The following is a 17,055-nucleotide window of genomic DNA, read 5'->3' as shown; positions in this document are numbered from 1 at the left end:
CCTCTAGCACTCAGGAGAGCATCAATGACACGTCGTCATGCCCTGCTGGCATCGGCCGCCGCCGGCACGCTGGTGGCCGCCAGCGTGGTCGCGGTCACCCTGCCCGCCTCGGCCGCGACCACCGGATGCACTGTCGCGTACACCGTGCAGAGCCAGTGGACCGGCGGATTCACCGGCAACGTCGCCATCACCAACCTCGGCTCCGCGGTCACGAGCTGGACCCTGACGTTCGACTTCCCCACCGCCACCCAGCGGGTCACCCAGGGCTGGAGCGCCACCTGGTCCCAGTCCGGCGCGCGGGTGTCGGCGGCCAGCCTGAGCTGGAACGGCTCCCTGGCCACCGGCGGTTCGACCACCATCGGCTTCAACGGGTCGTGGAGCGGCGCCAACCCCGTGCCCACGTCGTTCGCGCTCAACGGCACGACCTGCACCGGCTCGGTCAGCCCGTCCCCGACGACGACGCCCACCGGCCCACCGACCACCACGCCACCGACCACCACCCCGCCCACGACCACGCCGCCGACCACCACTCCCCCGACGACCACGCCCCCGACCACCACCCCGCCGGGCGGGGTCGCGCCGAGCCTGCGCGTATCCGGCAACCGGCTGCTGACGGCGGGCGGCGCCACCTACCGCCTGCTCGGCGTCAACCGGTCCAGCGGTGAGTTCGCCTGCGTACAGGGCAAGGGCATGTGGGACAGCGGCCCGGTCGACCAGGCGTCCGTCGACGCGATGAAGGCGTGGCACATCCGCGCGGTCCGGATCCCGCTCAACGAGGACTGCTGGCTGGGCCTCTCCGGCTCGCCCAGCGGCGCCACCTACCAGCAGGCGGTCAAGGACTACGTGAAGTTGCTCGTCGCCAACGGGATCAACCCGATCCTCGACCTGCACTGGACCCACGGCCAGTACACCGGCAACATCTCGGCCTGCTCCGACGTGAACGCCACCTGCCAGAAGCCGATGCCGAGCCGGCAGTACACGCCGCAGTTCTGGACCGGGGTGGCGAACGCGTTCAAGGGCAACGACGCGGTCCTGTTCGACCTGTTCAACGAGCCCTACCCGGACGCCGCCAACAACTGGTCGGACATGACCGCCGCCTGGAAGTGCCTGCGCGACGGCGGCGCCTGCACCGGCATCACCTACCCGGTCGCCGGCATGCAGGAACTGGTCGACGCGGTACGCGCCACCGGCGCCACGAACGTGCTGCTGGTGCCCGGCCTGACCTGGACCAACGACCTGAGCCAGTGGCTGACCTGGAAGCCGACCGACCCGCGCGACAACATCGTGGCCTCGTGGCACTCGTACAACTTCAACGCCTGCGTCACCGAGACCTGCTGGGACAGCCAGATCGGCGCGGTGGCCGCGCAGGTGCCGGTGCACGCCGGTGAGATCGGCCAGGACACCTGCGCGCACGACTACATCGACAAGCTGATGACCTGGCTGGACCGCAACCGGCTGGGCTACACCGCGTGGACGTGGAACCCGTGGGGTTGCAGCGGCGGCAACGTGCTGATCGAGGACTACAACGGCACCCCGACGAAGAGCTACGGCGAGGGCTACCGCGCCCACCTGCTCACCGTGACCCCGTAGGGAAAACCTCAGCCGCGGGGTGTGGGTGCACCGCCGCACCCACACCCCGCCGGCGGTCAGGGCGTCCAGCGCACGTTCGGGTTGATCCGGCCGGACCAGTCGAAGACGGCCATGTTGTCCCACTGGTTTCCGGTGCCGCTGATGTTCGCCGGATCCCAGCCGTTACCCGGGACGGCGTACCAGGTCGGCTCCCAGTAGAAGACCCCGATCGCCCCGGCGTTGCGGGCCGTGTTCTGCACCCAGTCGAACTCCTGGGCCTGCCCGGACCAGGTCGCGCCGATGCCGTCGCAGGTCGCGTCGCCGATGGCGTTCGGCTCGCTGTCCGCGTTGGCCCGGGTGAAGGGGTACGCGGTCTCCACGATCACCACCGGCCTGCCGTAGCGACCGCGCAGGTCGACGATGTTGTTGTAGAGGTTCGCCAGGGTGCCGTGCCACATGCAGTAGTACGACAGCGCGGTGATGTCCCACTGCACGCCCTGGGCCCGGATGCCGTCGTAGAACCAGCGGGCGTTGGCGTTGCTGTCGGCGTCGGCGGTGTGGATCATCACCGGGATGCCGCCGCCGCACGCCTTGGTGGCGTTGTAGCCCTGCTTCAGCAGGCTGGCAAGCGGGGCGAAGTCGTTGTTGACGACCTTGCCCTCGTTCCAGAGCATCCCGACGTTGATCTCGTTGCCGATCTGCACGCTGTCCGGCGGGGTGCCCTGCCCGCTGAGGCTGGCGCAGACGTCGTAGGTGAAGTTGTACACGTCGGTACGCAGCTGGCTCAGGTTGTGCCCGGCCCAGGCGGCCGGCTTGTACTGCTTGCCGGGGTCGGCCCAGGTGTCGGAGTAGTGGAAGTCGATGAGCACCTTCAGGCCCTTCGCCCGGGCCGCCCTCGCCTGGGCCAACACCTTGCTCTTGTTGTTGTAGCCGCTGACCGGGTTGTTCCAGACGCGCAGCCGCACGTAGTTGACGCCGACGGACCGCAGGATGTCCAGCGGGTCACGGGCGACGCCGCCGGCGTCGTAGTATCTCGCACCGAGATCCAGGCTGCGCTGCAGGGAGGAGACGTCGGCGCCCCGCATGCTGAGCGTGTTCGCGGCGGCGACGGGCGTGGGCGTGCCGCCGAGCGTGGCGCAGACGGCGAGGACGCCGGCCGTGACGGCCCCGACCAGGGCCCGGGGGTGGCGTGTGCGCACCGGAACTCCTTCCAGGACCGGACTCAGCCCACGGCGCAGGGAGCGCCGTTGAGCGTGAAGGCGGTCGGCGGCGCGTCGCTGGCGCCCCACCGCCCCTGGATGCCGAAGGTCGCGGAGCCGTCCGGCGCGAGCACGCGGTTCCAGTCGACGTTCCGGGCGGTGACGGCGGCGCCGGTCTGGCCGACCGTGGCGTTCCACGCGGAGGTGACCTGCTGGTCGCCCGGGAAACCGAAGCTGACGATCCAGCCGTCGATCGGCGCCGCCCCGGTGTTCTCGACCGTCACCGTGGCCACGAAACCGCCCCGCCACTCGGACTGGTTCCGGTAGGTCACCCGGCAGGTCGCGGGGGGCGGTGGCGGCGGGGTGGACGTCGTCGGCAGGGAGACCGTGTTGGACGCGATCGACACGTTGCCCGCCGCGTCCCGCGCCCGGACGTAGTACAGGGTCCGCAGCGGCGTCGACGGTGGCAGCGACGCCGTGTACGTCGTTCCCGGCACGGTGGCGATCAGCGTGGAGGTGAACCAGCCGTCGAACCGGTAGACGTTGTATCCGAGCACGCCGACGTCGTCCGTCGACGGCGACCAGGACAGCGTGCCGGTCGAGGCGGTCACCTCGCCGACGGTCAGGTTCTGCGGCGCGCTCGGCGGCGTGGTGTCCGGGCCGGTGTCCGTCACCGGCGTGACCACGGTCAGCGTGTCCGACGTGGCCGAGCGGTGTCCCAGGCTGTCCCGGGCGGCCAACCGGAACGAGAACTGCCGGCCCGGCGAGAGGTAGTTGGTGATCGTGGTGGTGGTGACGTTTCCGACGCTGGCGCTGTAGATGACGTCGCTGAACGCCTGGTAGTACGTGATGTCGTAGCCGACGACGGGACAACAGCCGGGCTTGGCGGCCGTCCAGGTGAGGGTGACGGATCCGGTCCGTACCTCGCTGGCGGTCAGGTCCGTGGGCGCGGTCGGCGGGAACGGCGACGTGTTCGGCGTGCTGGGCGCCGTGGTCGGCGTCGACGGCGGGGTTCCGCTCGGGTCCGCGACGGCCACCGCGGCCCCGCCGGGCGCCGGGGCGACCCCGGGGTACGCGGCGGAGGGCACGGTGCCGGCGGATGCCTCCGGCACGACGCTCAGGGCGGTGGCGAGCACCGCCGTCGACAGCACGACGGCGGCCAGCGGGCCCGGCCGCAGCCGGCGGAACAGTGTGGACGGGGAGACGCCTGTCATATCTCGACGATGCCGGCAAGATATCGATGATCGCCAACGTGTCTCACGCCTCGGTCAGCGCGGCGCCTCGATTGTCGAGCAGCGCTGCGAAATTGTTCATCGCGGCGACACGGCCGAACAACATCCAGGCAGTTGGATACCGCTGTGCAGAAGCTTCGGTTCGTGATATCCATGCTGCTCTCCGTGGTGCTGGTGGTGGCCGTCGGCGTCGCGCCCGCACGGGCCGCCACCGACCTCACGCTCACCCTCACCGCGTCGGACATGGGGCTGGACCCAGCGGTCATCCGTCAGGTCGTGCCGCAGATCCAGGCGGAGATCCGCCAGGACGGCGGGCTCGGCGCGTCGATCAAGAAGGACCTGCGGGACCATCCACCAGGTGGGGTGGCCGCCCTGGACATCTCCTCGGTGCCGGACTTCGACGGCGCGCTGACCCTGACCCCGGACGGTGCCGGGATGACGATCACGGTGCCGGCCGCGGAGGTGCAGTCGTCGTCGTGGTGGAGCCAGCTCGTCGCGCTGACGCTCGGCGCTCTCGCCGGCTACGGGCTGCGGGTGCTGTGCATCGGATGGCTCACGGCCTCCGGCGTGGGCGCGGCGACCGTGCCGCTGATCTGCACCCCGATGCAGGGGGCCGTGACCGGTTTCGTCAGCGGCCTGATCGCGCACGCCTTCGCGGGCGACCTGGCGACCAGCGGGGCGTGGGTGGACATCATCATCCGCACGATCGTCGGTCTGGTCGTCGGCTTCGCCTGGGAGAAGTGGGCGTCCGGCTTCGCGAAGAACTATCTGCCGGGCGCGCTGAAGAACATCGGCCAGTGGATCCTCACCAAGGTCCCCGCGCTCCAGTCGGTCTTCGGCGCGCCGATCGCGGTCGCGGCCGAGGAGGCCGCCGAGCTGGCGATCGAGCTGGAGGAGCAGCTCGCCTGGGAGATGCGCGGCTGGAACGTCGAAGGTCGGCCGCTTCCGGACATGCTGCCGCCGCCCACCCCCGGGCGGCTGTTCGTGCGGGGCGCCGACCCGAGCGTGATCCGGGTCGGCAACACCTATCACTCGGTGGAGTCCGGTGGCGACGGCCTCTACACGAGGTCGGCGCCGAGCCTGGCCGGGCTGGGCGACGTGCCGCCCCGCAAGATCTGGAGCAACCCGGGCCTGGCCGAGCTGTGGGCGCCGCAACTCGTCGCCGTCGGTGGCCGCTACCACATCTACTTCTCCGCCGGGGCGGGCGCCGCCCACCGGATGTACGTCATCAGCTCGTCCGCACCCACAAGCGGCTACGGCGCCCACCAGAAGCTGAGCCTGCCCGACGACAGGTGGGCGATCGACGGAGCACCGTTCACCTTCGACAACCAACTGTGGTTCGTGTGGTCGGGCTGGGAGGGCACCACGAACGTCGAGCAGAACCTCTACCTCGCCCGGATGAGCAACCCCACCACCGTGACCGGGCCGCGGTACCGGATCTCGCAGCCACGCGAGTCGTGGGAACGGGTCGTCGGCGAGCCCTTCGTCAACGAGGCGCCGGAGCCGATCGTCGACCCGAACGGGCAGTTGCACATCGTGTACTCGGCCAACGGCTCGTGGAGCGAGCAGTACTGCCTCGGTGACCTGCGGCTGCGCAAGGGCGGCGACCCGACGTACGTGTGGGACTGGTACAAGTCGAACGGCTGCGTGCTCGGTTCGGACGCGGCGACCATGATGTCCGGGTCCCGTGCCCTGCGCAACGCCGACGGTCCCGGTCACCACAGCTTCGCGCTGCCCGGCGGCGACGCGCGCAACGGGGTGCCGGCCGGGTCGAGGGGCCGGTTCCTCTATCACGGCGTGCCGGCGGGCATGACCTACAAGTGGGACAACCGGGTCTGGTACGAAGGTGCCTTCACCTGGTGGAACGCCATCCCCTACGCCCGGCAGAACGTGCCGGGCGCCACTGTCGACACCGGGTACAGCCTCGGGATGACCGAGGATCCGGACGGCCCGTTGCCGGCGCCGCCGCCGGTGCCGACGCCGGCGCCGGGCGGCGTGGACCTGCGCGTGCTCCCCCTCGGTGACTCCATCACCTTCGGGGTCGGTGGCACCCCGGCCGGGACCGGTTACCGGGCCCGCCTGTGGGACCAACTGGCGGCCAAACCCGGCGCGCTGGACTTCGTCGGTTCGGTGGACTCCGGGCAACTGCCCGACACCGACCACGAGGGGCACCCGAGATGGCGGATCAGCCAGATCGACCAGCTCGTCGGCGACTGCACGGTGCGCCGCTACCGGCCCAACGTGGTCACCCTGCACATCGGCACCAACGACATGGCCTACGGCGACGACCTCGCCGCGGCACCGGCGCGGCTCAAGGCGCTCATCGAGCACATCCTCCGGCTGGCTCCGGAGACCACCGTGCTGGTGGCCACGCTCGTGCCGTCGTCGACGAGCGTGACCAACAGCCGGATCCAGCAGTACAACGCCCGCATCCCCGGCATCGTCGACGAACTGCGCGCCGAAGGACTGTCGGTACGGCTGGTCAGCATGAACGCGGTGACGACCGCGGACCTGACCGACTCGTTGCACCCGAACAACACCGGCTACCGCAAGATGGCGGACGCGTTCGGCCGGGCCGTCACCGACGCCCTGGCCGAAGGGCTCATCCGGCCCCCGGTCGCCGGCGACTCCGCCCCGTGCGGCAGCCCGCCCGGCAACCTACCCGAGGGGCCCCGCCCGCCCGGTTGGAACTGGGTCGGTGAGATCGCCGCCGGCACCGGCCCCCGCGAGCAGGTCCGCTTCGCCGACCTCAACGGCGACGGCCGCGACGACTACCTGCTCGTCGGCGACCAGGGCCAGGTCCGCTTGTGGCTCAACCGACGTAGCGGTGACGGCTTCGGCTGGCAGTACCGGGGCGAGGTCGCGGCCGGCGCCGGCCCGCGCACGCAGGTCCGGTTCGCCGACCTCGACGGCGACGGCCGCGACGACTACCTGGTCGTCGGCGACCAGGGCCAGGTGCAGGCATGGCTCAACACCGGCGCCGGCGACGCGGTGTCCTGGACGGCCGCGGGCACGGTCGCCCCCGGGGTCGGCGCCACCCGCGACCAGGTGCGCTTCGCCGACATCGACGTGGACGGCCGCGCGGACTACCTCGTGGTCGGTGATCAGGGCCAGGTACGGGCCTGGCTGAACGCGTACGGCGCCGGCGGCTGGGGGTGGAGTTACCAGGGTGAGGTCGCCTCCGGGGTGAACTCGACCCGGGACCGGGTCCGGTTCGCCGACCTCGACGGCGACGGCCGCGACGACTACCTGACGGTCAGCGACCAGGCGCAGATCCGTGGCTGGTTGAACGACGTCGGCGGCGCGCGGCCGTGGATCTATCAGGGCGACGTCGCCGGCGGCGTCGGCGCGACGAGCGCCGAACTCGTCCTGGCCGACGTCAACGGCGACGGCCGCGACGACTACCTCGTCGTCGGCGAGCAGGGGCAGGTCCGAGCCTGGCTCAACGACAGGTACGGCCGCCCGGACCCGTGGGACTGGCAGGGCCTGATCGCGACCAGCGGCGTCGGCCGGGAGCAGGTACGCCTGGCCGACCTCAACGGCGACGGCCGCGACGACTACCTCGCGGTGGGTGCGCAGGGTCAGGTGCGGGCCTGGCTCAACGTGCGCGACGGTGACCGGGTCGGCTGGGACTGGCGGGACGAGGTCGCCGCCGGCGCCGGCCCGCGCGAGCAGGTGCGGTTCGCCGACCTCAACGGCGACGGCCGCGACGACTACCTGCTCGTCGGCGACCAGGGGCAGGTCCGGTTGTGGCTCAACACGGGCACCGGCGACGGCGTGGCCTGGACGTCAGCGGGTCAGGTCGCCGCCGGCGCCGGCCCCCGCGACCGGGTCCGGTTCGCCGACCTCAACGGCGACGGCCGCGACGACTACCTGGTCCTCGGCGACCTCGGGCAGGTCCAGGGCTGGCTGAACACCGGCACTGGCAACGCCGTGGCCTGGACGGCGCAGGGTGAGGTGGCCGCCGGTGTCGGCGCGGCCGGAGACACCGTCACCTTCGCCGACCTCGACGGCGACCGCCGCGACGACTACCTCGTCATCGGCGCGTACGGGCAGGTCCGCGCCTGGGTCAACAACCGGGGTGGGCCCGGCTCGGCCTGGCTGTCGCGCGGCGAGGTCGCCTCGGGGGCCGGCTACCCGGGCAGCCGGGTGGAACTCGCCGAGATCAACGGCGACCGGCGGGCCGACTACCTGGTCCTCGACGACCAGGGCGGCATTCGGGCCTGGTTCAACAACGGTGCGGCCGGCGGGCCCGCGGCCGGTAACCCGACCCCGCTGCCGGGCGACCCGAGCCCGCCGGTCCCCGGGGACGGCACGGACCCGCCGCTCTGCGTCGCCAACCGCTGTTCCTGACCGACCACGTCGCCGGCGGGGCGGGCACGGAGCCGATCCGTGCCCGCCCCGCCGGCCGCTCAGCAGCCGAGCCGCCTGCTGGAGAGGGCGATGTCGTCGATCCAGAGGTCGAACGCGCCGGGCGTCGTGCCGCCCTGGTAGAGCTGCCAGCCGATCTTCACCGTGTCGACGGTCGGCAGGACGAAGGGCACGTCGGCGCCGCCGTGCTCGGTCGTGGAGGCGGTCAGCTCCGGGTTCGCCACGCCGTCGATCCACACCGCGACGCGGTTGTCCGCCGCGTCGAGCTTCCACTCGACGCACTGCCAGGTGTCCTCGGTGACCGGGGCGGACTCCCGCCAGTTGGTCCAGTCGCCGGTCGGGCCCCCGTCGGCGCCGATCCCCCAGAAGGTCCCGGGGACGGTGGGCGCGTACTGGCCGCCGATCGGGCGGACGACCTCCGCGCTGCCGGCGCCGGTCGCCTCCACGAGGGTGAAGTGCGCCCAGTCCGGGGCGGTGGGGAAGGCGTCGACGCGCAGGCGCATCCGGCCGTAGAAGCGGTTACCCGGCGCGGCGAAGTCGTCGACCCGCAGGAAGGCGCGTCCGTTGTCGACCGTGTGGACGTGCAGCACCTGGTTGCCACGGCGGGCGCGCTCGACGGTGAGCGTGCCGTGGCGGGTGTCGACGCCCCACTTCAGCGTGCTGGGCCCGCCGGGCGGCAGCCGCTCGAAGTCCTCACAGAAGAGCACGCCCCGGGGGCACGGGCGCGGGGCGGCACCGGACGCGCCGGCCGGAACGCTGCCGGCGGCGGTGCCGAGGATCAGGGCGGCGCCGAGCACCGCGAGGAAACTACGCATGTCGTCCTCCATGGGTTGACGGCCGGTCGCGCACCCGGGCCCGGAGCCGGTGGCTCCGGGCCCGGTAGGCGTCCCGGCACGGGGCGCTGGTGCCTGTCGTCGGTCAGGGGCTGGTGCAGGAGAGGTTGCCGGGCGCCGCGTTGCTGCTGCCGTTGACCAGGAAGCCGAAGGTGGTCGAGGCGTTCCCGCCGAGGGACCCGTTGTAGTCGGCGTTGCGGACGCTCACCGTCCCGCTGGTGCCGGTGTTGATGCCGTTCCAGATGTTGGCAAGGGTCTGCCCACCGGCAAGCGTCAGCCGTACGGTCCAGCCGTTGAGGGTGGCGGAGCCGTTGTTGGCCACGGTGACCTCGCCCTGGAAGCCGCCGCCCCAACTATTGACCATCCGGTACGTCGCGGTGCAGGCGCCCGGCGGGGTGCTGGTCGGTGGGGTACTGGTCGGCGGGGCGCTCGTGGGTGGGGTGCTGGTCGGCGGCGTGCTCGTCGGCGGGGTGGTGGTCGGCGGGGTGCTCGTGCCGGGCACGGTGGTGGAGGCGGCGTTGAGCGCGTTGAGGACCGCCGTGTACGCCGCCTTGGGGTTGCTGTTGCGGTCGAACAGCAGCGGGTTCTCGTTGCCGCGCCACGAGTCGCTGTCCCGGATGCCCCATGTGGTGATGCCGACGCAACGGGGGACGCTCGCGCAGGCCTGGGCCATGCCCTGGTACTGGCTGGTCGAGGCGTTGGTGACGTCGGCCTCGGTCAAGGCCACGTCCACGTCGAGGGCGGCGAAGCTCGACAGCGTCTGCTGGAAGTTGCCCGGCAACGAGCTGCCGCCGGTGAAGTGGGTCTGGAGTCCGACGCAGTCGATCGGGACGCCACGGGCCTTGAAGTCCTTGATCATGTTGTAGACGCCCTGCGTCTTGCCGTACGTCCAGTTCTCGATGTTGTAGTCGTTGTAGCAGAGCTTCACGCTCGGGTCGGCGGCGCGCGCGGTCCGGAACGCCACCTCGATCCAGTCGTTCCCGGTGGACTGCAGGTTCGACGACCGCCGGCTGCCGTTCTCGGCGAACGCCTCGTTCACCACGTCCCAGTAGGCCAGCTTGCCCTTGTAGTGGGCCATCACGCCGTTGATGTGGTCGATCATCGCGGTCCGCAGGGCGCTGCCGCTGAGGCTGCCCCAGAACCTCGGCTGCTGGGCGTGCCAGGCCAGGGTGTGACCACGGACCCGCATGCCGTGCTGGACGGCCCAGTTGTAGATCGCGTCACCGGCGCGGAAGTCGAACTGACCCCGGTTGGGCTCGGTCGCGTCGGGCTTCATCTCGTTGACGGCGGTCATCATGTCGAACTCGCGGTTCGCGATGGTCAGGAAGCCCGAGTCGTTGAGCCGGTCTCCCCCCATGGCGGCCCCGAAGTACCTGCCACTGCGTTCGGCGGCGGCCTTCAGCGTGGTCCCGGGCGGTCCGCTGAGGTCGGCGCTGGCGAAGGTCGCCACGGCCATCGAGGACACGGTGATCGCCAGCGCGCAGGCTCCGCCCAGAAGCAGCCTGGTGGCGGCCCTGGTGCGGCGTTTCGGTCGAGCGGGTACGTCGTTCATCTGTGCTTTCTCCTCGGTGTTCTGTCCGGCCCGCTGTCGCTGGACCGGCAGGCCGCAGGGGACGCCGAGCCGGCGTCAGCCGGCCGCGCCCGAATCGGTGGCCACCGGCCGGCTACCCGGTCCGTCCGGTGGATGGCGAGCACTCCGCGTGGTACGCCCGGGCGGAGTGACGCTGCCCTGTCGCGATGCTATATCGAATCAATTCGATCTGCGACGGGTGTCCCCGATCCCGCGACGACCGCCTGGTCCCGCCACCGCCGCCGGGGCGGTTCGCCCGGTCCGGCCCGCGACACCATCGCACGCGCGCCGGTCGCTGTGTCGCGGCCAGCACGGCGGCCTCCGACGCAGACAGGTCGGCGGCGAACTGGCCGTGGAACGCGCGTCCGTCCGGTTCGCCGGGTCGGTCCGGCCGAGCGCCGTCCGCGCCGGATCGTCTGCCCTGCCTCTGGGCGTCGGCCGTGTCGTCACCCATGACCTGACAGGCCACCGGATCGTGACAGCCCGCTAGCCTGAGCCGAGCGACCTTGGGGGTTCGGGTGACTGATCTGGACGAGGCGGCGTCGATCTTCCAGGGCGTGCGTCGGCGCCTGTTCGGGATCGCCTACCGGATGCTCGGCAGCGCCGGCGAGGCCGAGGATCTGGTGCAGGAGGTCTGGCTGCGCTGGCAGGCGACCGACCGCAGCGTGGTGGAGCACCCGGGCGCCTTCCTGGCCACGACGGCGACCCGGCTGGCCATCAACGAGTTGCAGTCGGCGCGGGTCCGTCGGGAGACGTACATCGGACCCTGGCTGCCGGAGCCGGTGGACACCAGCGCCGACCCGTTCCTGGGCGCCGAGCGCGGGGAGGCGCTGGAACTCGCGGTGCTGATGCTGATGGAGCGCCTCACCCCGCACGAGCGGGCCGCGTACGTGCTGCGGGAGGCGTTCGACTATCCCTATCCGCAGATCGCCGAGATCCTGCAGTCGACCGAACCGGCCGTCCGTCAGCTGGTCAGCCGGGCCCGCCGGCATATCGCCGAGGAGCGGAGGATCCCGGTTTCGCCGACCGCCCAGCGGCAGCTGCTGGGGACCTTCCTGGAGGCCGCCCGCAGCGGTGACCTGGCGGCGCTCGAACGGCTGTTTGCGGCCGACGCGACGAGCGTCTCCGACGGCAACGGCGCGCGGCGGGTCGCCCGCAAGGTCATCTCCGGCGGGGATCGGGTGGCGCGGTTCGTCGTCACGGTGTCGTCCTGGTTCTGGACGGGCGTGGAGGTCCGGTGGACGGACGCGAACGGACAGACCGGCGCCGTCCTGAGCCGGGACGGGACGCCGTTCGGCGTGATCACGGTCAGCGCGTCCGAGGCCGGCATCGAACGGCTGCTGTGGATGATGAATCCCGACAAGCTGACCGCTGTCACATCTGCGCCGCCCGCCCGGCCGTAGCGGTGCGGATCCGGGGACTGGGGGCGCGCGGAATGCGGACGATGCTGATCGTCGGCGGGGGCGCGGCGGGCGCGTCGTCAGGCGATGTCGGACGCGCATGACGACGCCGTACGCCGGCTCGCCGCCGCCTGCCGCGACGGTGCCGTCGCGGCGATCGGGGCCGCCCTCCATCCGGACGCCGTGGCGGTGTGCGACGGCGGCGGCCGGGTGCCGGCTCCGGCCGGCCCGCGGCACGGCGCCGCCGAGGTGGCCCGGCTGCTGCGCGCCCTCCTGCCCGGCACGCAGGTGACGGTCGAGAGCGTCAACGGGCGGGCCGGCCTGGCCCTTCGCCAGGCCGGCACCGCCGTGGCCGTGATCGCCGTCAGCCGGACGGAGGACGCCGCCGCGGTCCTGTGGGTCGTCGTGAACCCGGCGAAACTGCGCGGCTGGCACCGTCCCTGAACCCCGGTCCGGCGGTGCCCGCGCGGGCTCGTGGCCACGTCATCGGTCCCGTGCCAGCTCGGCGAGCGCAGCCGGGCTCCCGGTCGGGGCGACCTCCAGGAACGCCGCCAGCAGCCGCAGTTGATCCGCGGCGGAGGCCGGCCGGCCCAGGCCGACGGTCAGCCGGGTGCCGAGCAGCAGCAGCGCCGCCCGCAGTTCGTCGGCGCGCTCCACCGTCGCCGCCGGGTCCTCGCCGTGGCCCGGCGGCTCGACCGGCAACCCCGCCGGGCTGCGGTGGCGGCGTACGCGGTCTGGATCGCGTTGATGGCCTGCTTCTGCTGACGTGACAACTTCGTCCCCGCGGCGGCTGTTGGTCGCCGCGGGGACATTTAGCCGGAATGCTTAAGACATGCGCACTCGCATCATCGCGATCGTCGTAGCCAGCCTGCTCGCCGTGCAGGGTTGTGCTGCCGGGCATCCCGCCCCCGCCAGGCATCCGCCGACCACGGGCCACCCCGTGGTGTTGGACGCGCGTATACCCGGCTGGGAGACCTCCGCCTGGTTGGCCGAGGGCGCGTTCTGTGTACGCGCGGCCCGCGCCGGAGGACCGCGCCCGGCCCGCTGGAGGCGTTGTCCGTGCCGGAGCACGGCCTGCCGCGGCGTGCGGCGTCGGCCCTAGCGGGCCAGCCAGTCCCGGTAGGTGGTGGTGGCCAGGACGGCGTCGCGCGGGGCGATCAGGACGTCACCGGGCACCGCGCCGAACATGCCCGCGGCGCCGTCGGTGACGACGGTACGGGGGTCGCCCTTGGCCGCCAGGGTGATCCGGCCGAGTTCGTCGAGCGGGAAGACCTCCGGGCCGGCCACGTTACGGACGCCGTTCAGCGGCTGCCCCACGGCGACCTCGGCCACCGCCCGCGCCACGTCGGCCGAGGCCATCGGTTGCACCGGGGTGCCGGGCAGTCGTACCGTCTCTCCCTCGGTGGTCATGGCCAGGATCGAGTCGACGAACTCGAAGAACTGGGTGGCGCGGACGATGGAGTACGGCACCGGGCCGGCCTTGAGCAGGTCCTCCTGCAGGACCTTGGCGCGGTAGTAGGCAAGGTCCGGCACCTGGTCGACCCCGACGATGGAGAGGACCGCCGCGTGCCCGACGCCCTCGCGGTCGGCGGCGGCGAGCAGGTTGTCCATGGTCCTCCGGAAGAACGTGGCCGATGCCTCGTCGAAGGTGGGCGAGTTCGTCAGGTTGAGCACGACGTCGGCGCCCTTCAGCCCGGCGTCGAGGCCGTCGCCGGTGAACAGGTCCACCCCGTTGGACGGCGACAGTGGCGCCGCCTCGTGCCCCCCGTCCCGCAGGATCCGTACGACCTGCGAGCCGATGAGCCCGGTGCCACCCAGTACGGCGATCTTCATGTCTCACACCTCGTGTCTCGGTCGGACCGTCGGGCGTTCGCCCGGCTACACCCGCAATGACCGGACAGCGCCGCCGATCGTGACGGCTTCACCGCGGGTGGTGTCCCGGATCACTCGCCGCCAGCCGGTGGGTGCCCGATCCGGACGCCCAGCAGCGCGACGTCGTCCGCGCGCTGGAGCTGCAGCCCTCCGACGGCGTCCGTGAGCAGACCGTCGAGACCGTGGCGTCGCTGCGCGTCCGGGTGACGCCCGGTCCGCCGGCCCGCACCCTAGGACGGTGGGCGGCGTCCCCACGCCGAGATCAGTGGCGCGAGCGTCAGGTCGAGTTCGCCGGCGTCCACGGCGGCCAGGTGCGCGTCGATCTCGGCGTCGTCGGCCAGCCCGGCGGCGAGCAGGTCGGCGCGGACCATGCGCACCGTCGCGGCCTCCAGCCGGTCGCAGGCCACCCCGCCGACCGGGAAGCACCCGGCCGCCGCGACGTCGACCAGGCCCGCCGCGCGCAACGCCCGGGGCAGCGTCCGGCCGAAGCGCAGGTCGGCGCCGCGGCGGGTCATCAGCTCCCGGACCGCGCGCCGTAACCGGTTGGCGCGCCGCTGCGCCGGGCCGACCTCGTCGAGGCAGGCCAGCGGCTGAAGCTCGGTGTCGGCGTCCTCCACCAGCAGCCAGCCGCCGGGCCGCAGCGCCGCCGCCATCGTCGCCAACGCGCGGGCCCGGTCGGGCACGTGGACGAGGACGAGCCGCGCATGGACCAGGTCGAACGTGCCGGGCTGCGGCGGCGGGTCCGCGACGACGTCATGTCGGCGCACCTCGTACCCGCCGTGCGGGTCCAACCAGGCCGGATTGATGTCGGTGGCCAGCACGTGGCCGGTCGGCCCGACGGCCGTGGCGAGCGCCTCGGGAATGCTGGGGCCGCCGGCGCCGATCTCCCAGCAGCGCCAGCCCGGCCGCGCGCCGAGCCGGTCGACGTGCCCCCGTGTGACGCCGTCGAACAGCTCGGCCAGCCAGGTGAACCGTTCGCCCGCCTCCGCCCGGGCGTTGTCGAGCAGGTAGCGGTGATCCGCGGTCGGGTCCGGCCCGGGGTCGACGCCGGGCTGCGATGAACTCATGACCGCATTCTCGCGCCGACCGCCGCGGCGAGGGGAACTGCGGGCCGGCTACCCCTCGCACACCCGCGGGCATGTTCGATAGCATCGAACATCTCGGGCGGGCTCCCCCGCCACGGCGACAGGAGGTCCACGTGCGGTCCATGGACACCCGGCCGCAGCCGGCCGGCGCCGGTGGCGCCGTGGACGAGAGCACCCCGGCCGGCGTGGTCGGGGCCCGGATCCGGCGCTACCGCAAGGAGCGCGGGCTCACCCTGCGTGGCCTCGCCTCCCGCGCCGGCCTGTCGATCGGTTTCCTGTCCCAGGTCGAGCGCGGGATCTCCTCGATCGGTCTGACCGCGCTCGGCAGCGTCGCCAAGGCGCTGGACCGTTCGGTGGCCGACTTCTTCGACGCCGGCACCGGCGCGTCGGACAGCAACGTCTCCCCGCTCCCCCGGCACTTCACGCTCACCAGGGCGGAAACGTCTGCCACGCAGTACGTGTCGGGGCAGCAGACCTATCGCATGCTCTCCGACCGGGGGCCGGACCTGGTGCTGGAGCCGATGCTCGTGCACATCGCGCCGGGCGGGCGGCGGGAGAACGCGTACGGCCACCGGGGGGAGGAGTTCGCCTACGTCATCTCCGGTGAGCTGCTCTACGAGGTGGAGGGCGTGGAGCACCGGCTGCGCCCGGGCGACAGCGTGCACCTGCGCTCGTCGGTGCCGCACCAGATGTACAACGACACCGACTCGGTGACCACGGTGGTCTCGGTGGTCACGCCCCGCCTGTTCTGAGGTCACCACCGGGCACCACGAATCGCCCTCCGATTTCACGTAGGTGAACACGAAGGGCGATTCGGTACGGGGCGCGGCGTCAACGACCCAGGTGGGCGTCCACGGCGGCCATCGTGTCCTGCCAGATGTCCGCGCCGCTGTCGATGACGGCGAAGTGGTCCCCCGGCTGTTCGAGATGCCGGACGTCGTCGCCCGCGTCGGCCGCCGCCACCGCGTAGCGACGGTTCGCGTCGACCAGGTCGGGGCTGTCCGCGGTCCCCTGCACGAGGAGGGTGGGCACGCCGGCCGGCAGCCGCAGCATCGGGTCGCTCTCGGCGTACCGCCGGGGGGCCGTCGCCGGGGAGCCGCCCAGGGCCGCGGCGATCGCGCCGTCGCCGAGGTAACGCCGCTCGCCCTCGGTGAGGTCGAGCACCCCGGCCAGCGACACCGCCAGGGCCACACGTGGCCCGCCCGCGCGGCCGGCGAGGTCCGCCGCGGCCCGCAGGGCGAGCTGCCCGCCGGCCGAGTGGCCCAGGACCACGATCCGATCCAGGTCCAGCGGCCGGTCGGCGGCGAGGCCGCGCAGCGCGGTGAGGCCGGCCTCGACGTCCTGCGTGGTGGCGTCCCAGCCGTGCCGGTCCGGGCGGCGGTACTCCACGTTCCAGGAGGCGTAACCGCGGTCGGCCAGGTCGACGGCGAGGGCGTCCATCAGGTCCGCGCCCCAGACCGACCGCCAGAAGCCGCCGTGCAGCAGCACCGCGACCGGCGCGGGCACGTCGTGCGGGACCGGCAGCCGCAGGTCACCCCACTGCTCCGGATGGGACCCGTAGGCGACCCGGGTGGCGGGCGCGCGGAAGCGGTGCACGGCGTGCCGGACCGCCCACACCACGCCCCACAGTCCCCGACCGGCCAGGTGGGCCGCGCCGGGCACCGGCGGCTCGACGGTGAGGTCGTACCAGACCGCCTGCGGCGGCTGCGCGCCGATCAACGCGCGGACCGGCGGGGTGGGACCGGGCAGCACCACCACCGGCCGGTCCGACGCGGCCAGCAGCGACCGCAGCTCATCGGCCGAGGCGGCGGTCACGACCTCGCCGGTGACGTCCAGTTCGGCGCAGGCGCCGGCGACGAGCGACGCCAGCAGCGCGGTGTCGGCCACCAGGCCGGGGCCGACGACGACGGTGAGCGGCATCGGG

The 17,055-nt window shown here is 72.6% G+C and carries 13 protein-coding genes; 5 read left to right on the top strand and 8 right to left on the bottom strand.

Annotated features, from left to right (window positions below):
* The first annotated feature begins 24 nt into the window (after window positions 1-24).
* Window positions 25-1,590 carry a cellulase family glycosylhydrolase gene (locus O7602_RS10285; protein ID WP_281588195.1) on the top strand — a complete coding sequence of 522 codons (1,566 nt, stop codon included), beginning with the start codon at window positions 25-27 and terminating at the stop codon, window positions 1,588-1,590.
* Between the two features lie 56 nt (window positions 1,591-1,646).
* On the opposite strand, the gene O7602_RS10280 is transcribed toward O7602_RS10285, so the two are convergent.
* Window positions 1,647-2,768: a glycosyl hydrolase 53 family protein gene (locus O7602_RS10280; RefSeq protein ID WP_281588194.1), complete on the bottom strand. Its 1,122-nt coding sequence runs from the start codon at window positions 2,766-2,768 to the stop codon at window positions 1,647-1,649.
* 23 nt (window positions 2,769-2,791) lie between these two features.
* A complete protein-coding gene (locus O7602_RS10275; protein WP_281588193.1) occupies window positions 2,792-3,982 on the bottom strand; it encodes a cellulose binding domain-containing protein in 1,191 nt (396 codons plus the stop codon).
* 144 nt (window positions 3,983-4,126) lie between these two features.
* Here O7602_RS10275 and O7602_RS10270 point away from each other — a divergent pair, with 144 nt between their 5' ends.
* Entirely contained in the window at window positions 4,127-8,353 is a 4,227-nt protein-coding gene (locus O7602_RS10270; RefSeq protein ID WP_281588192.1) for an FG-GAP-like repeat-containing protein, read from the top strand.
* A 59-nt stretch (window positions 8,354-8,412) separates the two neighbouring features.
* On the opposite strand, the gene O7602_RS10265 is transcribed toward O7602_RS10270, so the two are convergent.
* Together O7602_RS10265 and O7602_RS10260 are read right to left on the bottom strand one after the other, a co-directional pair.
* The gene (locus O7602_RS10265; protein ID WP_281588191.1) at window positions 8,413-9,186 is read right to left on the bottom strand and encodes a hypothetical protein; all 774 of its coding nucleotides are present in this window, start codon (window positions 9,184-9,186) and stop codon (window positions 8,413-8,415) included.
* A 103-nt stretch (window positions 9,187-9,289) separates the two neighbouring features.
* Window positions 9,290-10,756, bottom strand: coding sequence for an endo-1,4-beta-xylanase (locus tag O7602_RS10260; RefSeq protein ID WP_281588190.1), 1,467 nt, complete (start codon window positions 10,754-10,756; stop codon window positions 9,290-9,292).
* A 536-nt stretch (window positions 10,757-11,292) separates the two neighbouring features.
* Between O7602_RS10260 and O7602_RS10255 the strand changes: the two genes are divergently transcribed.
* Both O7602_RS10255 and O7602_RS10250 read left to right on the top strand, forming a co-directional pair.
* Window positions 11,293-12,177, top strand: a complete 885-nt coding sequence (locus tag O7602_RS10255) for an RNA polymerase sigma-70 factor (RefSeq protein WP_281588189.1) — start codon at window positions 11,293-11,295, stop codon at window positions 12,175-12,177.
* A gap of 84 nt (window positions 12,178-12,261) precedes the next feature.
* Complete coding sequence (locus tag O7602_RS10250; RefSeq protein WP_281588188.1) at window positions 12,262-12,618, top strand: nuclear transport factor 2 family protein; 357 nt, start codon at window positions 12,262-12,264, stop codon at window positions 12,616-12,618.
* 39 nt (window positions 12,619-12,657) lie between these two features.
* Here the strand turns inward: O7602_RS10250 and O7602_RS10245 are convergent, their stop codons facing one another.
* The 3 genes from O7602_RS10245 to O7602_RS10235 all read right to left on the bottom strand — a co-directional run bounded on the left by O7602_RS10245 (window position 12,658) and on the right by O7602_RS10235 (window position 15,113).
* Entirely contained in the window at window positions 12,658-12,876 is a 219-nt protein-coding gene (locus tag O7602_RS10245) for a hypothetical protein (protein WP_281588187.1), read from the bottom strand.
* 396 nt (window positions 12,877-13,272) lie between these two features.
* Window positions 13,273-14,007 (bottom strand): NAD(P)H-binding protein, encoded by a 735-nt coding sequence (locus O7602_RS10240; protein WP_281588186.1) that lies wholly within the window; start codon window positions 14,005-14,007, stop codon window positions 13,273-13,275.
* A 269-nt stretch (window positions 14,008-14,276) separates the two neighbouring features.
* The gene (locus tag O7602_RS10235) at window positions 14,277-15,113 is read right to left on the bottom strand and encodes a methyltransferase domain-containing protein (RefSeq protein ID WP_281588185.1); all 837 of its coding nucleotides are present in this window, start codon (window positions 15,111-15,113) and stop codon (window positions 14,277-14,279) included.
* A 140-nt stretch (window positions 15,114-15,253) separates the two neighbouring features.
* On the opposite strand from O7602_RS10235, the gene O7602_RS10230 reads away from it, so the two are divergent.
* Window positions 15,254-15,883, top strand: coding sequence for an XRE family transcriptional regulator (locus O7602_RS10230; protein WP_281590239.1), 630 nt, complete (start codon window positions 15,254-15,256; stop codon window positions 15,881-15,883).
* Window positions 15,884-15,962: 79 nt separating this feature from the next.
* On the opposite strand, the gene O7602_RS10225 is transcribed toward O7602_RS10230, so the two are convergent.
* Entirely contained in the window at window positions 15,963-17,051 is a 1,089-nt protein-coding gene (locus tag O7602_RS10225; protein ID WP_281588184.1) for an alpha/beta hydrolase, read from the bottom strand.
* Window positions 17,052-17,055 lie beyond the last annotated feature (4 nt).

Source organism: Micromonospora sp. WMMD1128, assembly GCF_027497235.1.
GTDB lineage: Bacteria > Actinomycetota > Actinomycetes > Mycobacteriales > Micromonosporaceae > Micromonospora.
The sequence above is the reverse complement of the archived record's forward strand: the minus strand, read 5'-3'. Positions and strand labels throughout refer to the sequence as shown.